This window comes from Flavobacterium sp. 90 (assembly GCF_004339525.1).
Classification (GTDB): Bacteria; Bacteroidota; Bacteroidia; order Flavobacteriales; family Flavobacteriaceae; genus Flavobacterium.
Genome location: NZ_SMGE01000001.1, coordinates 298777 through 316051, shown reverse-complemented (window position 1 = coordinate 316051; position 17275 = coordinate 298777). Strand labels below are relative to the sequence as shown.

The 17275-nt window shown below is 31.4% G+C and carries 14 protein-coding genes; 10 read left to right on the top strand and 4 right to left on the bottom strand.

Annotated elements, in window-relative coordinates; all coding sequences use genetic code 11:
* Both C8C83_RS01280 and C8C83_RS01275 read left to right on the top strand, forming a co-directional pair.
* Entirely contained in the window at positions 1–1278 is a 1278-nt protein-coding gene (locus C8C83_RS01280; RefSeq protein WP_233565974.1) for an O-antigen translocase, read from the top strand.
* Positions 1279–1309: 31 nt separating this feature from the next.
* The gene (locus C8C83_RS01275) at positions 1310–2251 is read left to right on the top strand and encodes a hypothetical protein (protein ID WP_132011626.1); all 942 of its coding nucleotides are present in this window, start codon (positions 1310–1312) and stop codon (positions 2249–2251) included.
* On the opposite strand, the gene C8C83_RS01270 is transcribed toward C8C83_RS01275, so the two are convergent.
* A complete protein-coding gene (locus C8C83_RS01270) occupies positions 2240–3124 on the bottom strand; it encodes a glycosyltransferase family A protein (RefSeq protein ID WP_121326081.1) in 885 nt (294 codons plus the stop codon). The two genes, C8C83_RS01275 and C8C83_RS01270, sit on opposite strands and share 12 nt — an antisense overlap.
* 109 nt (positions 3125–3233) lie before the next feature.
* Between C8C83_RS01270 and C8C83_RS01265 the strand changes: the two genes are divergently transcribed.
* Both C8C83_RS01265 and C8C83_RS01260 read left to right on the top strand, forming a co-directional pair.
* Positions 3234–4067, top strand: coding sequence for a glycosyltransferase family 2 protein (locus tag C8C83_RS01265; protein ID WP_132011625.1), 834 nt, complete (start codon positions 3234–3236; stop codon positions 4065–4067).
* Positions 4064–4474, top strand: coding sequence for an FdtA/QdtA family cupin domain-containing protein (locus C8C83_RS01260; protein WP_121326079.1), 411 nt, complete (start codon positions 4064–4066; stop codon positions 4472–4474). The genes C8C83_RS01265 and C8C83_RS01260 overlap by 4 nt, the downstream gene beginning before the upstream one ends.
* Here the strand turns inward: C8C83_RS01260 and C8C83_RS01255 are convergent.
* The 3 genes from C8C83_RS01255 to C8C83_RS01245 are packed head-to-tail and all read right to left on the bottom strand — an operon-like array spanning position 4461 to position 6970.
* Positions 4461–5396: a glycosyltransferase family 2 protein gene (locus tag C8C83_RS01255; protein ID WP_121326078.1), complete on the bottom strand. Its 936-nt coding sequence runs from the start codon at positions 5394–5396 to the stop codon at positions 4461–4463. The two genes, C8C83_RS01260 and C8C83_RS01255, sit on opposite strands and share 14 nt — an antisense overlap.
* A gap of 6 nt (positions 5397–5402) precedes the next feature.
* Entirely contained in the window at positions 5403–6287 is an 885-nt protein-coding gene (locus C8C83_RS01250) for a glycosyltransferase (protein WP_121326077.1), read from the bottom strand.
* Complete coding sequence (locus C8C83_RS01245) at positions 6287–6970, bottom strand: ATP-binding cassette domain-containing protein (protein WP_121326076.1); 684 nt, start codon at positions 6968–6970, stop codon at positions 6287–6289. Before C8C83_RS01245 ends, C8C83_RS01250 begins: the two co-directional genes overlap by 1 nt.
* 365 nt (positions 6971–7335) lie before the next feature.
* On the opposite strand from C8C83_RS01245, the gene C8C83_RS01240 reads away from it, so the two are divergent.
* The 6 genes from C8C83_RS01240 to asnB all read left to right on the top strand — a co-directional run bounded on the left by C8C83_RS01240 (position 7336) and on the right by asnB (position 17098).
* Positions 7336–10350, top strand: a complete 3015-nt coding sequence (locus C8C83_RS01240) for a tetratricopeptide repeat protein (protein ID WP_121326075.1) — start codon at positions 7336–7338, stop codon at positions 10348–10350.
* A 206-nt stretch (positions 10351–10556) separates the two neighbouring features.
* Positions 10557–11420 carry a PhzF family phenazine biosynthesis protein gene (locus C8C83_RS01235; RefSeq protein WP_121326074.1) on the top strand — a complete coding sequence of 288 codons (864 nt, stop codon included), beginning with the start codon at positions 10557–10559 and terminating at the stop codon, positions 11418–11420.
* Between the two features lie 172 nt (positions 11421–11592).
* Positions 11593–13344 (top strand): TonB-dependent receptor, encoded by a 1752-nt coding sequence (locus tag C8C83_RS01230; protein WP_121326073.1) that lies wholly within the window; start codon positions 11593–11595, stop codon positions 13342–13344.
* A 327-nt stretch (positions 13345–13671) separates the two neighbouring features.
* Positions 13672–14202: an N-acetyltransferase gene (locus C8C83_RS01225; RefSeq protein WP_199735277.1), complete on the top strand. Its 531-nt coding sequence runs from the start codon at positions 13672–13674 to the stop codon at positions 14200–14202.
* 64 nt (positions 14203–14266) lie between these two features.
* Positions 14267–14716, top strand: a complete 450-nt coding sequence (locus tag C8C83_RS01220) for a hypothetical protein (RefSeq protein ID WP_121326072.1) — start codon at positions 14267–14269, stop codon at positions 14714–14716.
* Positions 14717–15421: 705 nt separating this feature from the next.
* Positions 15422–17098 carry an asparagine synthase B gene (gene asnB / locus C8C83_RS01215; protein WP_121326071.1) on the top strand — a complete coding sequence of 559 codons (1677 nt, stop codon included), beginning with the start codon at positions 15422–15424 and terminating at the stop codon, positions 17096–17098.
* Positions 17099–17275 lie beyond the last annotated feature (177 nt).

The following is a 17275-nucleotide window of genomic DNA, read 5'->3' as shown; positions in this document are numbered from 1 at the left end:
TTGAATTTCCTTAAAAAATATACTCAAAATAATTTGTTTAGAATCTCTTCTTTAAACAGTTTGAGCGTAATCTTGAAAATTGGTATTGGATTAATTACTTCAAAATTATTGGCGGTTTTTGTTGGTCCAAGCGGAATGGCTTTGGTTGGAAATCTACGTAATTTTTTGACTTCGCTGGAAAGTGTTTCCACATTGGGTTTCCAGAGCGGAATTGTAAAATATGTTGCCGAAAACGAGAAAAATAAAACCGAACTAGAAAAGATAATTGCTACAGTTTTTATAACATTATTAATAGTTGTAATAGTCTTAAGCGGACTTTTGTTTTTTCTGGCTTCTTTCTGGAATAACAGAATCTTCGGAGATAATTTTGAATTTTCTTTAGTATTTAAAATATTGGCTTTGGCTTTGCCTTGGTACGCAATTTCAATTTTTTTACTTGCTGTAATTAATGGTTTAGGAAAGTTCAAGAAAGTAATCTGGATCAATTGTATTGGTAATACAATCGGATTGTTGGTTTCGGTGTTATTGATTTTAAAATTTAAAACTTTAGGAGCTTTATTGGCTGTTGTTATTTCGCCAGCTTTGTTGTTTTTTGTAACGTTTTATTTCATCAATAAAGAAATTGCTTTTTTTGCTACAATTAGATTTCGTTTATTCGATTTTAGAATCATAAAAAACTTATCGTCTTATTCTTTAATGGCGTTGGTTTCGGCAGTTTTCGGACCTTTGGTTTTTCTGGCAATCCGGAATAATGTGATACAAACTTTAGGGATTGATCAGGCAGGATATTGGGAAACAATGACTAGAATTTCGTCTTATTATTTGTTATTTGTCTCGACTCTTTTAAGCGTTTATTTTTTACCGAAATTATCAAATTCTAAAACAGATCAAGAAACGAAATCCATATTTTGGAGTTACTATAAAACGATTTTACCTGTTTTTATTATTGGAGTTACGATCATTTATTTTTTACGTTTTTTTATCATAAAACTGCTTTTTACAGCCGATTTTCTTCCTGTCGAAAGTTTATTTTTAGGACAATTATTAGGTGATGTTTTTAAAGTATGTTCTTTGATTTTAGGTTTTCAGTTTTTGGCTAAAAAAATGACCGTTGCTTTTATAATCTCAGAGTTGCTATCACTTGCAGTTTTATATTTTTCAAGTCTTTATTTTATCCAAATTTTCGGAATTGAAGGAGTTGTTTTGGCGCAAGCTTTGGATAATTTTCTTTATTTGATGGTACTTTGTGTGTATTTTAGAAAGAATTTGTTTTGTTAAGACAAAGAATTATTATTTATTTTCAATTTTAATGAGGAAACTAATTCGGAAAGTATTTGTTTTTTTATCTCCAATTTTATTGGTGCTCATTTCCATTGAGATTTTTTACCGAATAGTGCCAAATAATTATACCATAAAGAATGAAAGTGTTTTAGAAAAATACCAAGATACAGAGATATTAATTTTAGGAAATTCACATACTTTTTACGGATTAAATCCAGTTTTTTTTGATAAACCAACTTATAATTTAGCCAATATTAGTCAATCATTATATTTCGATAAACTTTTGTTCGATAAACATATCGATAAGTTTAAAAAGCTTAAAACCATTGTTTTAAATATAGATTATACAAGTTTAAGTCAGCTCAAAAATACGGATGAAGATATCTGGCGAAAATATTATTATAAATATTATATGGATCTTAACGTTCCGATAATTAATTGGTACGACCGCAATAATTATTTTATATCAGGGACAAAAAGTTTTAATTCAAATTTAAAGTTGGCGACTCGTTATTTCATTGATAAAACTATTGTTGATTGTAATAAAAATGGTTTCGGTACAAATTATACCAAGCAAAAGAAAGTTTTAAATATAGAAGAAAATGCAGTTGCAGCAATCAAAAGGCACGAGGATAATTTAACTGATTTTACCGAGAATATTACTATACTTGAATCCATTATTGCAAAATGTAAAAGTAAAGGAATTAATGTGGTTTTAATAACAATACCTGTATCTAAAAATTATGCTGCAAAAGTCAATAAGAAAAAATTAAACAAGATTTTTAAATGTGCAGTGTTACTTCAAAAAATGAATCCGAATGTTTCTTATCTCAATTTATTTAATGATTCACGTTTTACGAATGATGATTTTTACGATGCAGATCATTTGCATAATTTAGGTGCAGAAAAATGCTCCCAGATTGTAGCCGATTTTTTAAAACAGAAAAACAAACAAATATTAAAACCTTAATTTAATTTCCAACGGAATATATTTTAGCAATAATATAAAATCATAGGTTTGAAAACTTTTATCCATTTCAAAATGAAGTCGTTTTAATAAAGCTCTGTTTTCTTTTTTTGTTTCGTTTAACGCAATTGCCTTTTTAATGACAAGATAAGTAGAACGATTTATTTTTCGGGTTCTGGGGTTTAATTTTTTAAAAAACTGAGATCCTAACGAATTTTCCAATTCTCTTTTTTGAACTAAAATACTATCTGTAAAATCAAAATTATAAAGTCTTGACGCGCGAATCCATAAATCTAAATCTTCGTATGCTAGATTTTCATCATAACCATTTAAATTATCTAAAACTGTTCTTTTTATCATAGAAGAAACAGAACATATTTTGCTATTTTGGCTTAGCATAGATAAATAAATGTCTCCCGAAGCCGGTTTTTCAATTACTTCTTTATTTGAGTTTACTTCATAATAATAGCCATTATGAGAATTGTTTTCTGAGATCAATTCGGCGTTTCCATATACGATACCAACATTGTCAAATTTTGAATTTATGAAAGTATTTAGTTGTTTTTCGATACAATTTTCCAGTAAAACATCATCTGCGGCTAAATCAATTATATAATCTCCTTTGGCAAGTTTTAATGCTTTATTAAAAGTTTTTGTATTTCCTAAATTAATGGTGTTATTAATATATGCAATATCAGAATGAGTCAGAAGCCAGTTTTTAATTGCGTTATCAGAATCATCTGTACTTGAATCATTAGCAATAATAATTTGTATGTTTTTGTAGGTTTGATTGAGTACGGAATTTAAGGATTGAACCACATACTTTTCATGATTATAGCACATACAAATAACGCTTACTAACGGACTATTTTGCATAAAATTAATTAGAATGAGAATTGAAGTGTAAAGATATAGAAATCAAAAATAGTCAATATAGTATCGAATCGATTTAAATGTTTTCAAGGATTTTCTATATTTGTTTATTATGAAGGAACAATTGGAAACTGTTTATAAAGAAACGGATGTTGAAATTTTGATTTCTACTATGAACAAAAACTCGCTCGATTTTTTGATTCCAATGTTTCCTTTTTCTCATTTCTCGCATTTTTCTATTCTAATTGTAAATCAAACGAATAACGATCAACTTTTAGTTTCTGATTATCCCAATGTTCGAGTTTTTAATTCCTTTGAAACTGGATTGTCAAAAAGCAGAAATCTTGCTTTGAAAAATGCAACGGGCAAAATTCTTCTTATTGCAGATGATGATGTGGTTTATCAGGAAGATTTTCTTTCGAAAATTATCACTTCACATAATGATTATAAAAATGCTGCAGCAATAACATTTTCTGCAATTCAGAAAGATGATTCGTTTTTGAAAAAATATCCATTAGTTCCTAAAACAAAGCTCAATTCATTTGATATTTTTAATACAAGTTCGATTGAAATTACTTTAAAGAAAGATAAAATTGAACATTTAGAAATTGAATTTGATGAAAATTTTGGCTTAAGAAGTGCTTTCGAAATGGGCGAGGAAGTGATCTTTTTATTTGATTTGAAAAATAAAAAAGAACAATTGGTTTTTATTCCCGAAGTAATCGTAAGTCATGATTCTAAAACAACTTCTAAAAAAAGAAGTATTTTAGAAAATTATTATATTCAAGGCGCTTTGTTTACCCGAATTTTTCGCCACAAGTATAAAATATGGATTTTTATTAAAGCATTTTTTGATTTGAAACAACGAAAAATAAAATGGATAATGCTGAATAAAATCCTTAAGATTGCAAAACAAGGGCATTTAAATTATAAGCGTATAAAATGAATTTGAAGAACAAAATAGAACTAATAAAACTTCCTAAAATCGAGGAGAGACGAGGGAATATATCTGTTATAGAAAATGACACAATTCCGTTTGAAATAAAGCGAGTTTATTATCTCTATGATGTTCCTAGTGGAGCCGAAAGAGGCGGACATGCACATAAAAATTTGCAGCAATTTTTAGTAGCCTTAAGCGGGAGTTTTGATGTGGTTTTGAATGATGGAGAAAACGAACAAATTGTTACTTTAAACAAGCCTTATGAAGGTTTATTGATTAATCCGGGGATTTGGCGCGAACTTCAAAATTTTTCTTCAGGTTCTGTTTGCCTTGTTGTGGCGTCAGAAGTTTATATTGAAGAAGATTATATCAGAGATTTTGATGAATTTGTAAAATATTCTAGTCGTAAATAGAAAAGTCAAATCCGTTTCTTTTTAAAGAATTCTTTAACCTAAAAAGAAAGCGTAAACAAAAAGGAGGCAATTTCAATAAAAACCGAATCTTTAAGCCGATGTTTTTGCTGTCGACATCTTTTAGATAGAAAGTGCTTTTGTCTTTATTTCCAAATACATAATATCGAAAACCATATTCGATTCTATATAAATCCAGAAACTTTTTCAGAGAAGGATTTTGTTGTTCGGCGATTTTAAATTGCTCAAAATCCATTAAAGTCATGGAATCAATATTCTTCTTGGCAAGACTATTTGGAATATCATTATTATAGATTGCAGTAATTGTATTTGTAATTGCAACCGGATATTTTATAGCAATTTTTGTCCAAAGTTCCAGATCCTGACCGTTTGTAACATTTGGTGTAAATCCTCCAAAATTTTCTAATATATCCTTTGGAATTGCTAAACAAGAAGTCCAGGTGATTCTAAAAGGCTGATTAGAATAAAAAGAATCTGCTACAATGCCACAAAATTCTTTGTCAATTCCGGAATAAACTGGAGTTTGAAAATGATTTTTAGCGGTTTTAATTTTATAACGAGAACAATAGATTCCGCAATTTGGCAAATCTTGATATAATTGAGCTAATTCTTCTAAATGATTCGGGAACCAATAATCATCAGCATCGAGAAAAGCGATAAGTTTTCCTTTTGATTTTTCTATTCCAAGATTTCTGGCTGTAGAAACACCTTGATTTTTTTGATTGTAAATTTGGATTCTGTCGTCATTAAATTCAAGTGCGAGAGCTTCACTTTTATCTGTAGAACCATCGTTAATAACAATAATTTCGTAATCAATAAAAGTTTGATCGAGAACACTTTTTATGGTGTTTTCAATATGATTTTCTTTGTTGTATAACGGAATGATAACAGAAAAAAATACCATAATCGTTTATTTTTTTAAATTAGCGTAGTATCCTAATTTGTAAAAATCCAGCAAATATAGGCTCGGATTATTTGATGTTAGGTTCGCTATAATCTGTTTCTTGGTTGTTTTATAAATGGCTTTTACAATTGGAATAAGGTGTAGCTTTTTTAAGCGTTCATAAAAATTACTTAACCGAATACTTTTAGGATCAATTTTATGTAATTCAACTAAATCGTATAAATTTCTGGAGGCTCTTTCAGATTTTCTAATAAAGTCAGCGCTGCTTTCGCCGTTGTGATGAATTAAATAATTTTCGATATGAATAACCGGAACTGAATTTAAACGCAGATTTTCTATAAAAATAAAATCTTCATAACCATATTCGTGAATAAATTCCGGAAAGGGAAATTGTAAAAGAATTTCTTTTTTTAAAAGTAAATTCCATGTAAAAACGAAATCGTAAGTGTTTTTAAGTCTATGATTTATAGATTTAGTTTCTCTATTTTTTCCGTATTTCCAGCGCAATAATTTTTCTTTTGAAGGAATAGCATCAGGATATTTAACGCCACCAAAAATTACTTTAGTTGATTCTGATAAAGCTTCGATATAATTTTTAAGGTAATCGTCGTTTTCTGGCAAAGCATCAGCTTCTAAAATCAATGTATATTCATACTTAGATTTAGCACATAATAAATTGATATTCTTTCCTCTGCCTAAATTTTCTGTATTAGTAGAGAAAGAGCAATTTGGTAATAAATTGATCTGATTATTTTCAGTGATAAAATATTGACTTACATCGTCTTGTGTAAGAATTTCGTATACAATTCCTAAACTATCGGCTTGTTCTTTAAGTATTAAAACCAGGGGAACAACATTATAATTATAAGTAGGAATTAATATAGAAAGCATTACACGTTACGTTGCACGACTTCAAAAATTCTTTCGTCTTCACATTTCAATGTTTTAGACGGGAATTTCATCAAAAGCGCATAATCATGAGTTGCCATGATAATGGTTTTACCGTTTGCGTTGATTTTTTTCAATACTTCAAGAACTTCAGAACTTGTTTGTGGATCAAGGTTTCCGGTTGGTTCATCGGCAAGAATAAATTCAGGATCGTTTAGCAATGCTCTTGCAATCGCCACACGTTGTTGTTCTCCTCCAGAAAGTTGGTGAGGCATTTTATTCAGGAAATCTTTCATTCCTACTTTGTCCAGAACTTCATCAATTTTGTGTTCCATTGCTTCTTTTTCTGTCCAGCCCGTAGCTTTCAATACAAAAAGCATATTGTCTTTTACAGAACGATCCGGAAGCAATTTGAAATCCTGAAATACAATCCCGATTTTACGTCTCAAATATGGAATTTCACTTTCTTTTAAAGCAGCCAAATCAAACTCAACAATGTGACCTTCACCTTCACTTAAAGGCAAATCACCGTACAATGTTTTCATGAAGCTACTTTTTCCGGAACCTGTTTTTCCAATTATATAGATAAATTCACCATGCTGAACATCTAAATTAATATGAGATAAAATTTTTCTTCCTTCCTGATATATAGTTACTTCTTTAAGAGACAGTACGATTTGTGACATAATAAATTGATTTGATTGGTAAAAGTAATAAGATAACGCTTCGATTCAAAATAAATTTGAATCATTTCTAAAGAAAATTTGCAAAAAATAGGAAATAAAAATTTAAACCATATAAGTGATTTAAGTTCATTTTACTAAATGGCGCAACGAAGTTTTTTATTTAATAAAGCTTATATGAGTTTAGAATAATAACTAAATGAGAAAAACACCTAGCTTATAATTACTTATACCACTTATATGGTTAGAAAATAATATTTCAGAAGCTGTAGAATATGCGTTGTTATATTTTTGTTCATAATAAATGCTTGAAACGTTTCGTTATAAACGTTATAAAATGATACATTTGAATACTAAATATAATTAAAATGCGTAGACTTTCCTGGTTCTTTTTACTCCATATAATCCTTATTTCGACCATAGTTTCGGCACAAAAATCAGCTATATATACTTACGATTTAAAGACTTTTGACAAAGCGCTGGCTTTATACAATGACAAACAATATGCGTCGGCTCAACTTATTTTTGAATATGTAAAAAACAACGCAACGACCGAAGAAGTTCAGTCAGATTGTGCTTATTATATCGCAAATTGCGCCATTAGAACCAATAAAGCGAATGCGGATGCGCTGATGGAAAAATTTGTAGAAGATTATCCAACAAGTACAAAACAGAATCAGGCTTATGTAGAAGTTGCTCAGTTTTTCTTTGAACAAGGCAATTATCCAAAAGCATTGCAATGGTTTGACAAAGTGGATGAAAGTTATATGAGTAAATCTGATTCGGATAAATTTAATTTCCAAAAAGGATATAGTTATTTCAATGCCAAAAAGAAAAAAGAAGCTACAACGTATTTTAATAAAGTGGTAAATTCTCCTGAATTTGGTTCTCAGGCCAAGTATTATTTAGGATTTATGGCTTATGAAGGTGATGATTATAAAGAAGCGACTAAATATTTTGATGAAGTTTCGGGCGAAGAAAAATACAAAGAAAAGCTTTCGTATTATCAGGCTGATATGAATTTCAAATTAGGAAATTTCCAGAAAGCAATCGATTTGGGACAAACTGCAATGGCAAAATCTAATGCGATTGAAAAATCAGAATTGAATAAAATTATTGGAGAAAGCTATTTCAATTTAAAACAATATGGCAAAGCGATTCCGTTTTTAGAGCAATATGCAGGTAAAAAAGGAAAGTGGAATAATACTGATTTCTACCAATTAGGTTATGCTTATTATGAGCAAAAAGAGTATGAAAAAGCCATTTCTCAATTTAATAAAATCATTGAAGGAAAAGATTTCGTAGCTCAAAATGCGTATTACCATTTAGGTTTAAGTTATTTGAATACAGGGAAAAAACAAGAAGCTTTGAATGCTTTTAAAAATGCTTCGGAAATGGATTTTAATGCACAAATTCAGGAAGATGCAGCTTTAAATTATGCTAAAGTGAGTTATGATATCGGAAACGCGTATCAAACTGTTCCGGGAATTTTACTTGATTTCTTAAAAAAATATCCAAATAATTCCAGCAGATCTGAAATAGAAAAATTATTAGTTGATTCTTATATTTCGACTAAGAACTACAAAGAAGCTTTGGTTTTATTAGAGAAAAACAGATCGGCAGAGAATAAAGCGGCGTATCAAAAAGTACTTTTTTACAGAGGTTTAGAATTGTATAATGAATCAAATTATCAAGAAGCTGGAAAAATGTTCAAAAACGCTATTAGCGAACAAAAAACACCTGAATTTACAGCTCGTGCGACTTTCTGGAAAGCAGAAACAGAATATCTTTCAGATGATTTTCAGAATGCTTTATTGAGCTACAAACAGTTTGCTGGTTTGGCTGCAGCCAAAACTACTGACGAATATAAAAACATCAATTATAATATTGGTTACACTTATTTTAAACTGAAAGAATACGATTCGGCAGGAAACTCTTTTCAGGCACAAATTGATAATGCAAAAGAAGATAAAGTTCGTTTGAATGATTCGTATTTGCGTTTGGGAGATTGTCGTTTTGTGAGCGCAAAATATAGTGCTGCAAATGAAGCTTATGCAAAAGCAATCGAAGCAAAAGGTGTTGATGCGGATTATGCTCAGTTTCAAAAAGCAATTTCGTATGGTTTTATGTCTAAAAATGACAAGAAAATCGATGAGCTGAATAATTTCCTTCAGATGTATAAAAAATCGGAATATCGTGATGATGCTTTATTCGAATTAGGAAATACATATGTTGCCGAAAAGAAAAACGATCAGGCGCTTAAAACTTACGATCAGTTAATTTCTGAATATAAAAACGGTTCGTTTACATCGAAATCAATTTTGAGACAAGGTTTGATTTATTATAACTCAGATCGTGATGAGCAGGCTTTGGTTAAATTCAAGAAAGTAGCGGCAGAATTTCCTAAAACTCCAGAAGCTTTAGAAGCGGTTTCTACTGCGAGATTGATTTATGTTGATTCCGGAAAAGTCGATGAATATGCAACTTGGGTTCGTACGCTTGACTTTGTTTCGGTTACGGATGCTGAATTGGATAATGACACTTATGATGCTGCTTTTAAACAATACAGTCAAAATAACAGCAAACAGGCAATTACTGGTTTTGCAGGTTATATCACTAAATTTTCGTCAGGACTTCATGCACTTGAAGCTAATTTTTATTTGGCACAATTGTATTTTGCAGAAGGTTCAGAAACAAAATCAACTTCAAATTATCAATATGTAATCGATCAGCCAAGAAGCGAATTTACAGAACAAGCTTTAACGCGTTTGGCGCAAATTTTCTTAAAAGCAAAAGATTGCGACAAATCGATTCCGGTTTTGGTACGTTTAGAAAACGAAGCCGATTTTCCTCAGAATAAAAGCTTTGCACAAGCTAATTTGATGAAATGTTATTATGACAAAAAGGATTATGATAATTCGGTTGTATATGCAGATAAAGTATTGCAAAACGCAAAAGCCGATGCAAATGTAAAATCGGATGCACAAATTATCGTAGCGCGTGCAGCAATGCAAACAGGTGACGAAACTAAAGCAAAAGCTGCTTACGCGAAATTATCAGCAACTTCAAAAGGAGAATTAGCAGCCGAAGCGTTGTATTATGACGCTTATTTTAAAACGAAAGAAGGCAAGTTTGATGCTTCGAATGTTTCAGTTCAAAAGTTGGCTAAAAATTATTCGGCTTATAAATATTATGGAGCGAAGAGTTTGGTTCTAATGGCGAAAAACTTCTACGGATTAAAAGACAGTTATCAGGCAACCTATATTTTGGATAACGTAATCAACAATTTTACAGATTATCCGGATGTAGTCGAAGAAGCTAAAACGGAGTTGAACGCAATTAAGTTGGAAGAAGCAAAAACGAATTCTTCAATTAATAAGTAAGAACAAAGAGTATAGAATATAGAAAATAGAAAAAAGAGGCAAGAAGAAAGATTGCTGAGAAGTCTTTTCTCTTTGTTCTTTCATCTATTTTCTGAAAAAACAATAAGAATAAAAGATTACAGAGTAAAGAACATAGATTGAAAAGCAAAGATTGAAAGTCTATTCTCTTTATTCTATAATCTATTTTCTCAAAAAAAAAAAGAACAATGAGTTTACCTTTTTATATAATAGATGTTTTTGCAGATAAGAAATATGCCGGAAATCAATTGGCGGTTTTTTTGGATGCGGAAAATTTGAGTAAAGAACAAATGCAGCAGATTGCTCGTGAAATTAATTTTGCCGAAAGCACCTTTATTACAAAACTAGACAAAGAGAATAATAAGGCAGAGATTAAAATTTTTACGCCGGCACACGAAATGCAATTTGCGGGTCATCCGATAATTGGAACTTCGTGGGTTTTGTTAAATAAAATATTTGAGAATTCGCCTGAAAACATAAAATTGAATGTTCCGATTGGACCAATTGCAATTCATAAAACAGAAGATTTGATTTGGCTTAAAGCCGCACAACCAAAATTCTGGGATATTTTTTCGAAGGAAGAATTTGGCGTTTTCAGTAATTTAAAAAATCACGATTTCGAAAATCAATTTCCAATTCAGGAAGTAACAACCGGAAGTGCTTTTGTAATGGTTGGATTAAGTAGCAAAAGAGCGCTGGAAAATTTAGTTTTAGATAAAGATAAAACGGATGATTGGCTGAAAAAGAATTGCAAAACAGATCATAGAGGTTTATATTTTTATTATCTCGAAGGTTCAAAATTATTTAGCCGAATGTTGTGTATCGAGCACAATCAATTGGTTGAAGATGCAGCAACAGGAAGCGCAAGTACTTGTTTGCAAGCTTTTCTTTTAAAATATCACAAACCGGAAATTGATCTGATTAATTATCAGGGAGATTATATCAATCGTCCGTCTCAGATTTATTTCAAAGGAAGTTTAAAAGAGAATGACTTTGATATTAAAATAGGAGGAAAAGCTCAGTTTGTTGCAAAAGGGGAGTGGGAAGCTTAGTTTGGAAGAAAGAAGAAAGAGAATAGAATAAAGAATAAAGAGAATAGAGTCAAGAAGCTCTAGAGCAAAGACTAAAAAATATAATACAATAAAGGAATAGAGAAAATCCAGAAATAAGAGAGAAGTCTTTCTTCTTTGCTCTTTATTCTATTCTCTGAAAAAAAGAAAATATATGAAGATTAATTGCCAGAATAAAATCATTGTTTTACTGCTATTGTTTGTTGTGCAGCTTTCGTTTTCACAGAAGAAAAATGAAAGCATTGGTACAGAAACCGTGAATGTGGTAAAACCGTATTCGCCAACAATTTCAGATGCGTTTAAAGTGAAAGAAACTCCTTCGCTTGACGATCAAGGAAATCAACCAAAGGAAACGATTAAATATAGCATTTTGTCGGTTCCGGTGGCTTCAACTTTCACGCCTTCAAAAGGGAATGCGCAAGGTGTGGATAAAGCTAAAAAAGAAAAATTGTTTAATAATTATGCGACTTTGGGAGTTGGAAATTATGGAACTCTAAATGCTGAATTATTCGTAAATCAGGATTTAGGAAATAATGATTATGTGGCGGGAATGTTTCGTCATCATTCTTCTCAGGGCGGAATTAGCGGCGTAGATTTAAATGATGAGTTTTATGATACAGCGCTAAATGTTGGTTATGGCGTAAACAATCGCGATATGTCCTGGAATGTTGATTTGGGATATCAAAATCAATTGTACAATTGGTACGGTTTACCAGCTGATTTTGGTATGACTTTGCCGCCGGCGCAACAAGAAGATTTGATAAGAGGGATTAACCCAAATCATTCTTATAATACAATTGCTTTAGGCGGAAATATCGAATTTAATGAAGGCATTTTTAGTAAAATAGCAACAAAATTCACGCATTTTTCGGATAGTTTTTCTTCTTCAGAAAATCGTTTTTATGTAAAGCCGACTTTCAAAGTAGATGTAATGGATCAATCGATAAATACGAATGTGATTATTGATCACGTAAGCGGATCTTTTGAAAATAATTATGCTCGTAATAATACAGAACCGTTAAAATACAGTTTGACTAATTTTGGAATTGAGCCTAGTTTTGTGATTCATGAAAACGATTGGACTTTAGAATTAGGAGCTGGATTGTATTATGGTTTGGATTCTGAAAATAGTGGAAACAAGTTTTATATTTATCCAAAAGTAAATGCTTCTTATAAATTAGTGGGCGATTTAATGATTTTCTATACAGGAGTTTATGGTGCTTTAAATCAAAACTCTTATGCTGATTTTGTAACAGAAAATCCGTTTTTATCGCCAACATTAAACATGAGACCAACAAGTAATCAATATACTGTTTTTGCAGGTTTAAAAGGAAAATTAGCAAACAATGTCAGCTATAATTTGACTGGTTCTTACCTAAACGAAAAAGATAAGGCTTTGTTTAAAAGCAATGATTATACAGAAGATTTCTCGAATCAAAACTATGCTTTTGGAAACTCTTTTGGAGTTGTTTATGATGATGTGAGAACATTTCGTTTTTACGGAGAATTAAAAGCTGATTTTTCTCAAAATGTTTCTTTTGGAATCAACGGAACTTTTAATAGTTACAAATTTGACGGTCTGGAAGCATGGAATTTACCTTCGATGAAATTGAGTTCAAATCTTGATGTAAACATTACGAAACAATGGTATGCTGGTTTGAATGTTTTCTTTGTTGGAGAACGTAAGGATATGCAATCGAATTTGAATTCTGGAGTTGATCCTGTTGTTACAACGCTAAAAAGCTATTTTGATGCCAATGCACACGTAGGATATAAATATAATGAGCGCTTGACTTTTTTCCTGAAACTTAATAATATTGGAAATCAGGCTTACGAAAAATGGCTGAATTATCCTGTTCAAGGATTTCAGGTTTTAGTGGGAGGAAATTATAAATTCGATTTTTAAGGGTTTTTAACAGCAAAGAGCGCAAAGATTTTTTCCCTTGCTTTCGTATATAAAACACAAAGTTCGCAAATCTAGTTCAATACAAAGCTTTGCGAACTTTGCGTTTGCTAGGCACGATCCAGGATAATATAAATACGATTTTTAAGGTTTTTTAACCGCAAAGTACGCAAAAAAATGTTTTCTTGCGTTACGTATATAAAACACAAAGTTCGCAAAGCTAGTTCAATACAAAGCTTTGCGAACTTTGTGTTTACTACGCAAGATCCAGAATAAAAAAAACTTTGCGTACTTTGCGGTTAAATCAAGTTTAATACTAAAATAAAAAAGATGGAAATTAAACTCAGACGAGAAAATGAAAAAGATCACAAAAGTGTTTTTCAGTTAATTGAAAAAGCTTTTGAAAACGAAGAATATAGCGATCACAAAGAGCAGTTTTTGGTAGAGAGATTACGAAAATCGGATGCTTTTATTCCGGAATTATCTATTGTTGCCGAAGTTGGAAATGAAATCGTCGGACATATTTTATTAACGAAACTCGAAATCAAAAATGATACAACATCTTTTGAATCTTTGGCTTTGGCACCAGTTTCAGTATTGCCGGAATTTCAAGGAAAAGGAATCGGATCAAAATTGATATTATACAGTCATAAAATAGCAAAAGAACTGGGTTATAAATCGATTATATTATTGGGACATCAGGATTATTATCCAAGATTTGGTTATGAATTAACGAATAAATACGGAATCGAAATGCCATTTGATGTTCCTGCCGAGAATTGCATGGTCATCGCTTTAACAGAAAATGGATTGTCTGGTGTAAATGGAAAAGTAGTTTATGCGACTGCATTTTTCGAATAATAAATTACACAAAGAAGAAAAACCTTTGCACCTTTGTAACTTAGTCCCTCACTACCTTAAAAAAATGGAATTCAAACAAAAAATACATTCACATTACTTGCAAATGGTTCAGGACCGAATAGATGTTTTTAGAGACATGATTTCGGCTTTGACCGAAGATTCTAAAAATGACGCCAAAGGTTCGGCTGGAGATAAGCACGAAACGGCTTTGTCGATGATGCATATCGAGCAGGAAAAACTTACCAATAAACTAAAAGAAGCGATTACTCAAAAAGCGATTTTGGATAAAATTGATGCTTCAAAAGCAACTGAAAACATTATTTCAGGAAGTTTGGTAAAGGCAAACGGAATTTATTTATACGTGAGTGTGGCACTTCCTAAAATTGCTGTAGACGGTATAAATGTTATTGCACTTTCGCCGCAATCTCCGTTGGGTTCTCATTTAATGGGAAATAAAGTTGGGTTTAAATTTGAAATTAATAAGACTAATTATACTATTGAGAGTGTTGAGTAGTTTGTGTTTTGTGTAGTCCCTACGGGACAATTTTTTTTAAACACTTATATTTTTTTACCGACATTTAATCTCTACGAGATATTAAACTATAGTTTATATGTAATCTTTCGAAAAAATACTCCGTTAGGAGTTAAATATTGGTAGAAAAAAATAATAACCCCCATAATTAAATTCTCCCGTAGGGACTATACTTGTAAGTTACGACCTTTGTCAAAGTTTTAAACTTTGACAAAGGTTTGCAAGCTAAACAAACAATTTTGTTAAATTCAGCGAACTCAAAATCCCGCAGAAATTACGTATCTTAAACCCGACAGGTTTTTAAAACCTGTCGGGTTTAAATGCGAGTATAATCTTTGTCGAATTTCTAATGAGATATTTCCTTCGTTGAAATGATAGGATTAATCAAAATAATAATTCTTCAACCGCTTTCTTTCTTCTCGTTGTTAATCTTTCAATGATTTTAAAATATCATAAAATTTAATTCAAAGATCTGTTTAAAACCTTGCGTTTTGTGCTTTGTTTAAGCTTGAAATTGAAATTTTCAAGTTTGAGGCTTTTTTTAGTGTTAAAATTTTACATTTTATATGTAAATACAAATTTATGGTTTTAAATTATAACTGAAATTGCGTTTTGTGTTTTTCAATTATAACCATTAATGCATCTTTGCCCTATCAAAATAAAATTTAAATAAAAAAATATATAGTTATGTGTGGAATCGTATGTGCCTTTGATCTAAAACAAAAAGCCGAAACATTAAGACCTCAAGTATTAGAAATGTCTAAAATCATTCGCCACCGTGGACCAGACTGGAGCGGAATCTATAGTAATGATAAAGCAATTCTTTCGCATGAGCGTTTGGCAATTGTAGATCCAGCTTCAGGAAAACAACCTTTATTTACAGAAGATAAAAAATTGGTTCTGGCTGCAAATGGTGAAATTTACAACCACAGAGAATTGCGTAAACAATTTGCTGGAAAATATAACTTTCAGACTGAAAGTGACTGTGAAGTTATTTTAGCTCTTTACAAAGAAAAAGGACCTCATTTTGTAGATGAAATGAACGGAATCTTTGGATTTGCAATCTATGATGTAGAGAAAGATGAGTATTTTATCGCTCGTGATCACATGGGAATTATTCCATTATATATTGGTTGGGATCAGCACGGGACTTTCTACGTAGCTTCTGAGTTGAAAGCTCTTGAAGGATATTGTACAAAAATCCAATTGTTTCCTCCAGGACATTACATGACAAGCAAAGACGGTGAATTTGTACAATGGTACAAAAGAGACTGGACAGATTATGATGCTGTAAAAGATAACGAAACTAGTATTCCTGCAATTAAAGAAGCACTTGAAGCGGCGGTTCACAGACAATTAATGAGTGATGTTCCTTACGGAGTTTTACTTTCAGGAGGTTTAGATTCTTCTATTACTTCGGCTGTAGCCAAAAAATTTGCGCAAAAACGTATTGAGTCAGATGATACAACGGATGCCTGGTATCCACAATTGCACTCTTTTTCAGTAGGATTAGACGGTTCTCCGGATTTAGCAGCAGCTCAAATTGTAGCAAAACATATTGGAACTATTCACCACGAAATTAAATTTACTATTCAGGAAGGTTTAGATGCGGTTCGTGATGTAATTTACAACTTAGAAACTTATGATGTAACTACTGTTAGAGCTTCAACACCAATGTGGTTAATGGCGAGAGTTATTAAGTCAATGGGAATTAAAATGGTACTTTCTGGTGAAGGTGCAGATGAGTTATTTGGAGGATATTTATATTTCCATAAAGCACCAAACGCAAGAGAATTTCACGAAGAAAACGTTCGTAAATTAGGTAAACTTCATATGTATGATTGTTTACGTGCAAACAAAAGTTTGGCTGCGTGGGGAATTGAAGGTCGTGTACCGTTCTTAGACAAAGAATTTATGGATGTGGCGATGAGAATCAACCCACAAGATAAAATGATCAACAAAGAACATCCGATGGAAAAATGGGTTGTTCGTAAAGCATTTGAAGATATGTTACCTGAAAGTGTAGCATGGAGACAAAAAGAACAATTCTCTGACGGAGTAGGATACAGCTGGATTGATACTTTGAAAGAAGTGGTAGCCAAAGAAGTTTCGGATGAACAATTGGCAAATGCGAAATACAAATTCCCATTACAAACGCCAACTTCTAAAGAAGAGTATTACTATCGTTCGATCTTTGCAGAACATTTTCCAAGCGATGCAGCAGCGTTATGTGTGCCTCAGGAAGCGAGTGTTGCTTGTAGTACAAAAATTGCTTTGGAGTGGGATGAAGCTTTCAAAAACATGAATGATCCTTCTGGAAGAGCTGTAGCAAGTGTTCATGATGACGCTTACGCGAAAGCATAAAAATTGAATTATTTGAATTTAGTATATATATTGTAGAAGAACGTTCTCTTTTGAGGACGTTTTTCTTGTCTTAAATTGTTAAATTATATAATTTCAGTTACTTAAAAATATTTTTCGGCAATTATTTAACTTAACTTTTTTATATTTGACATTCGTCGAAATAGAAAAAATCTAGTT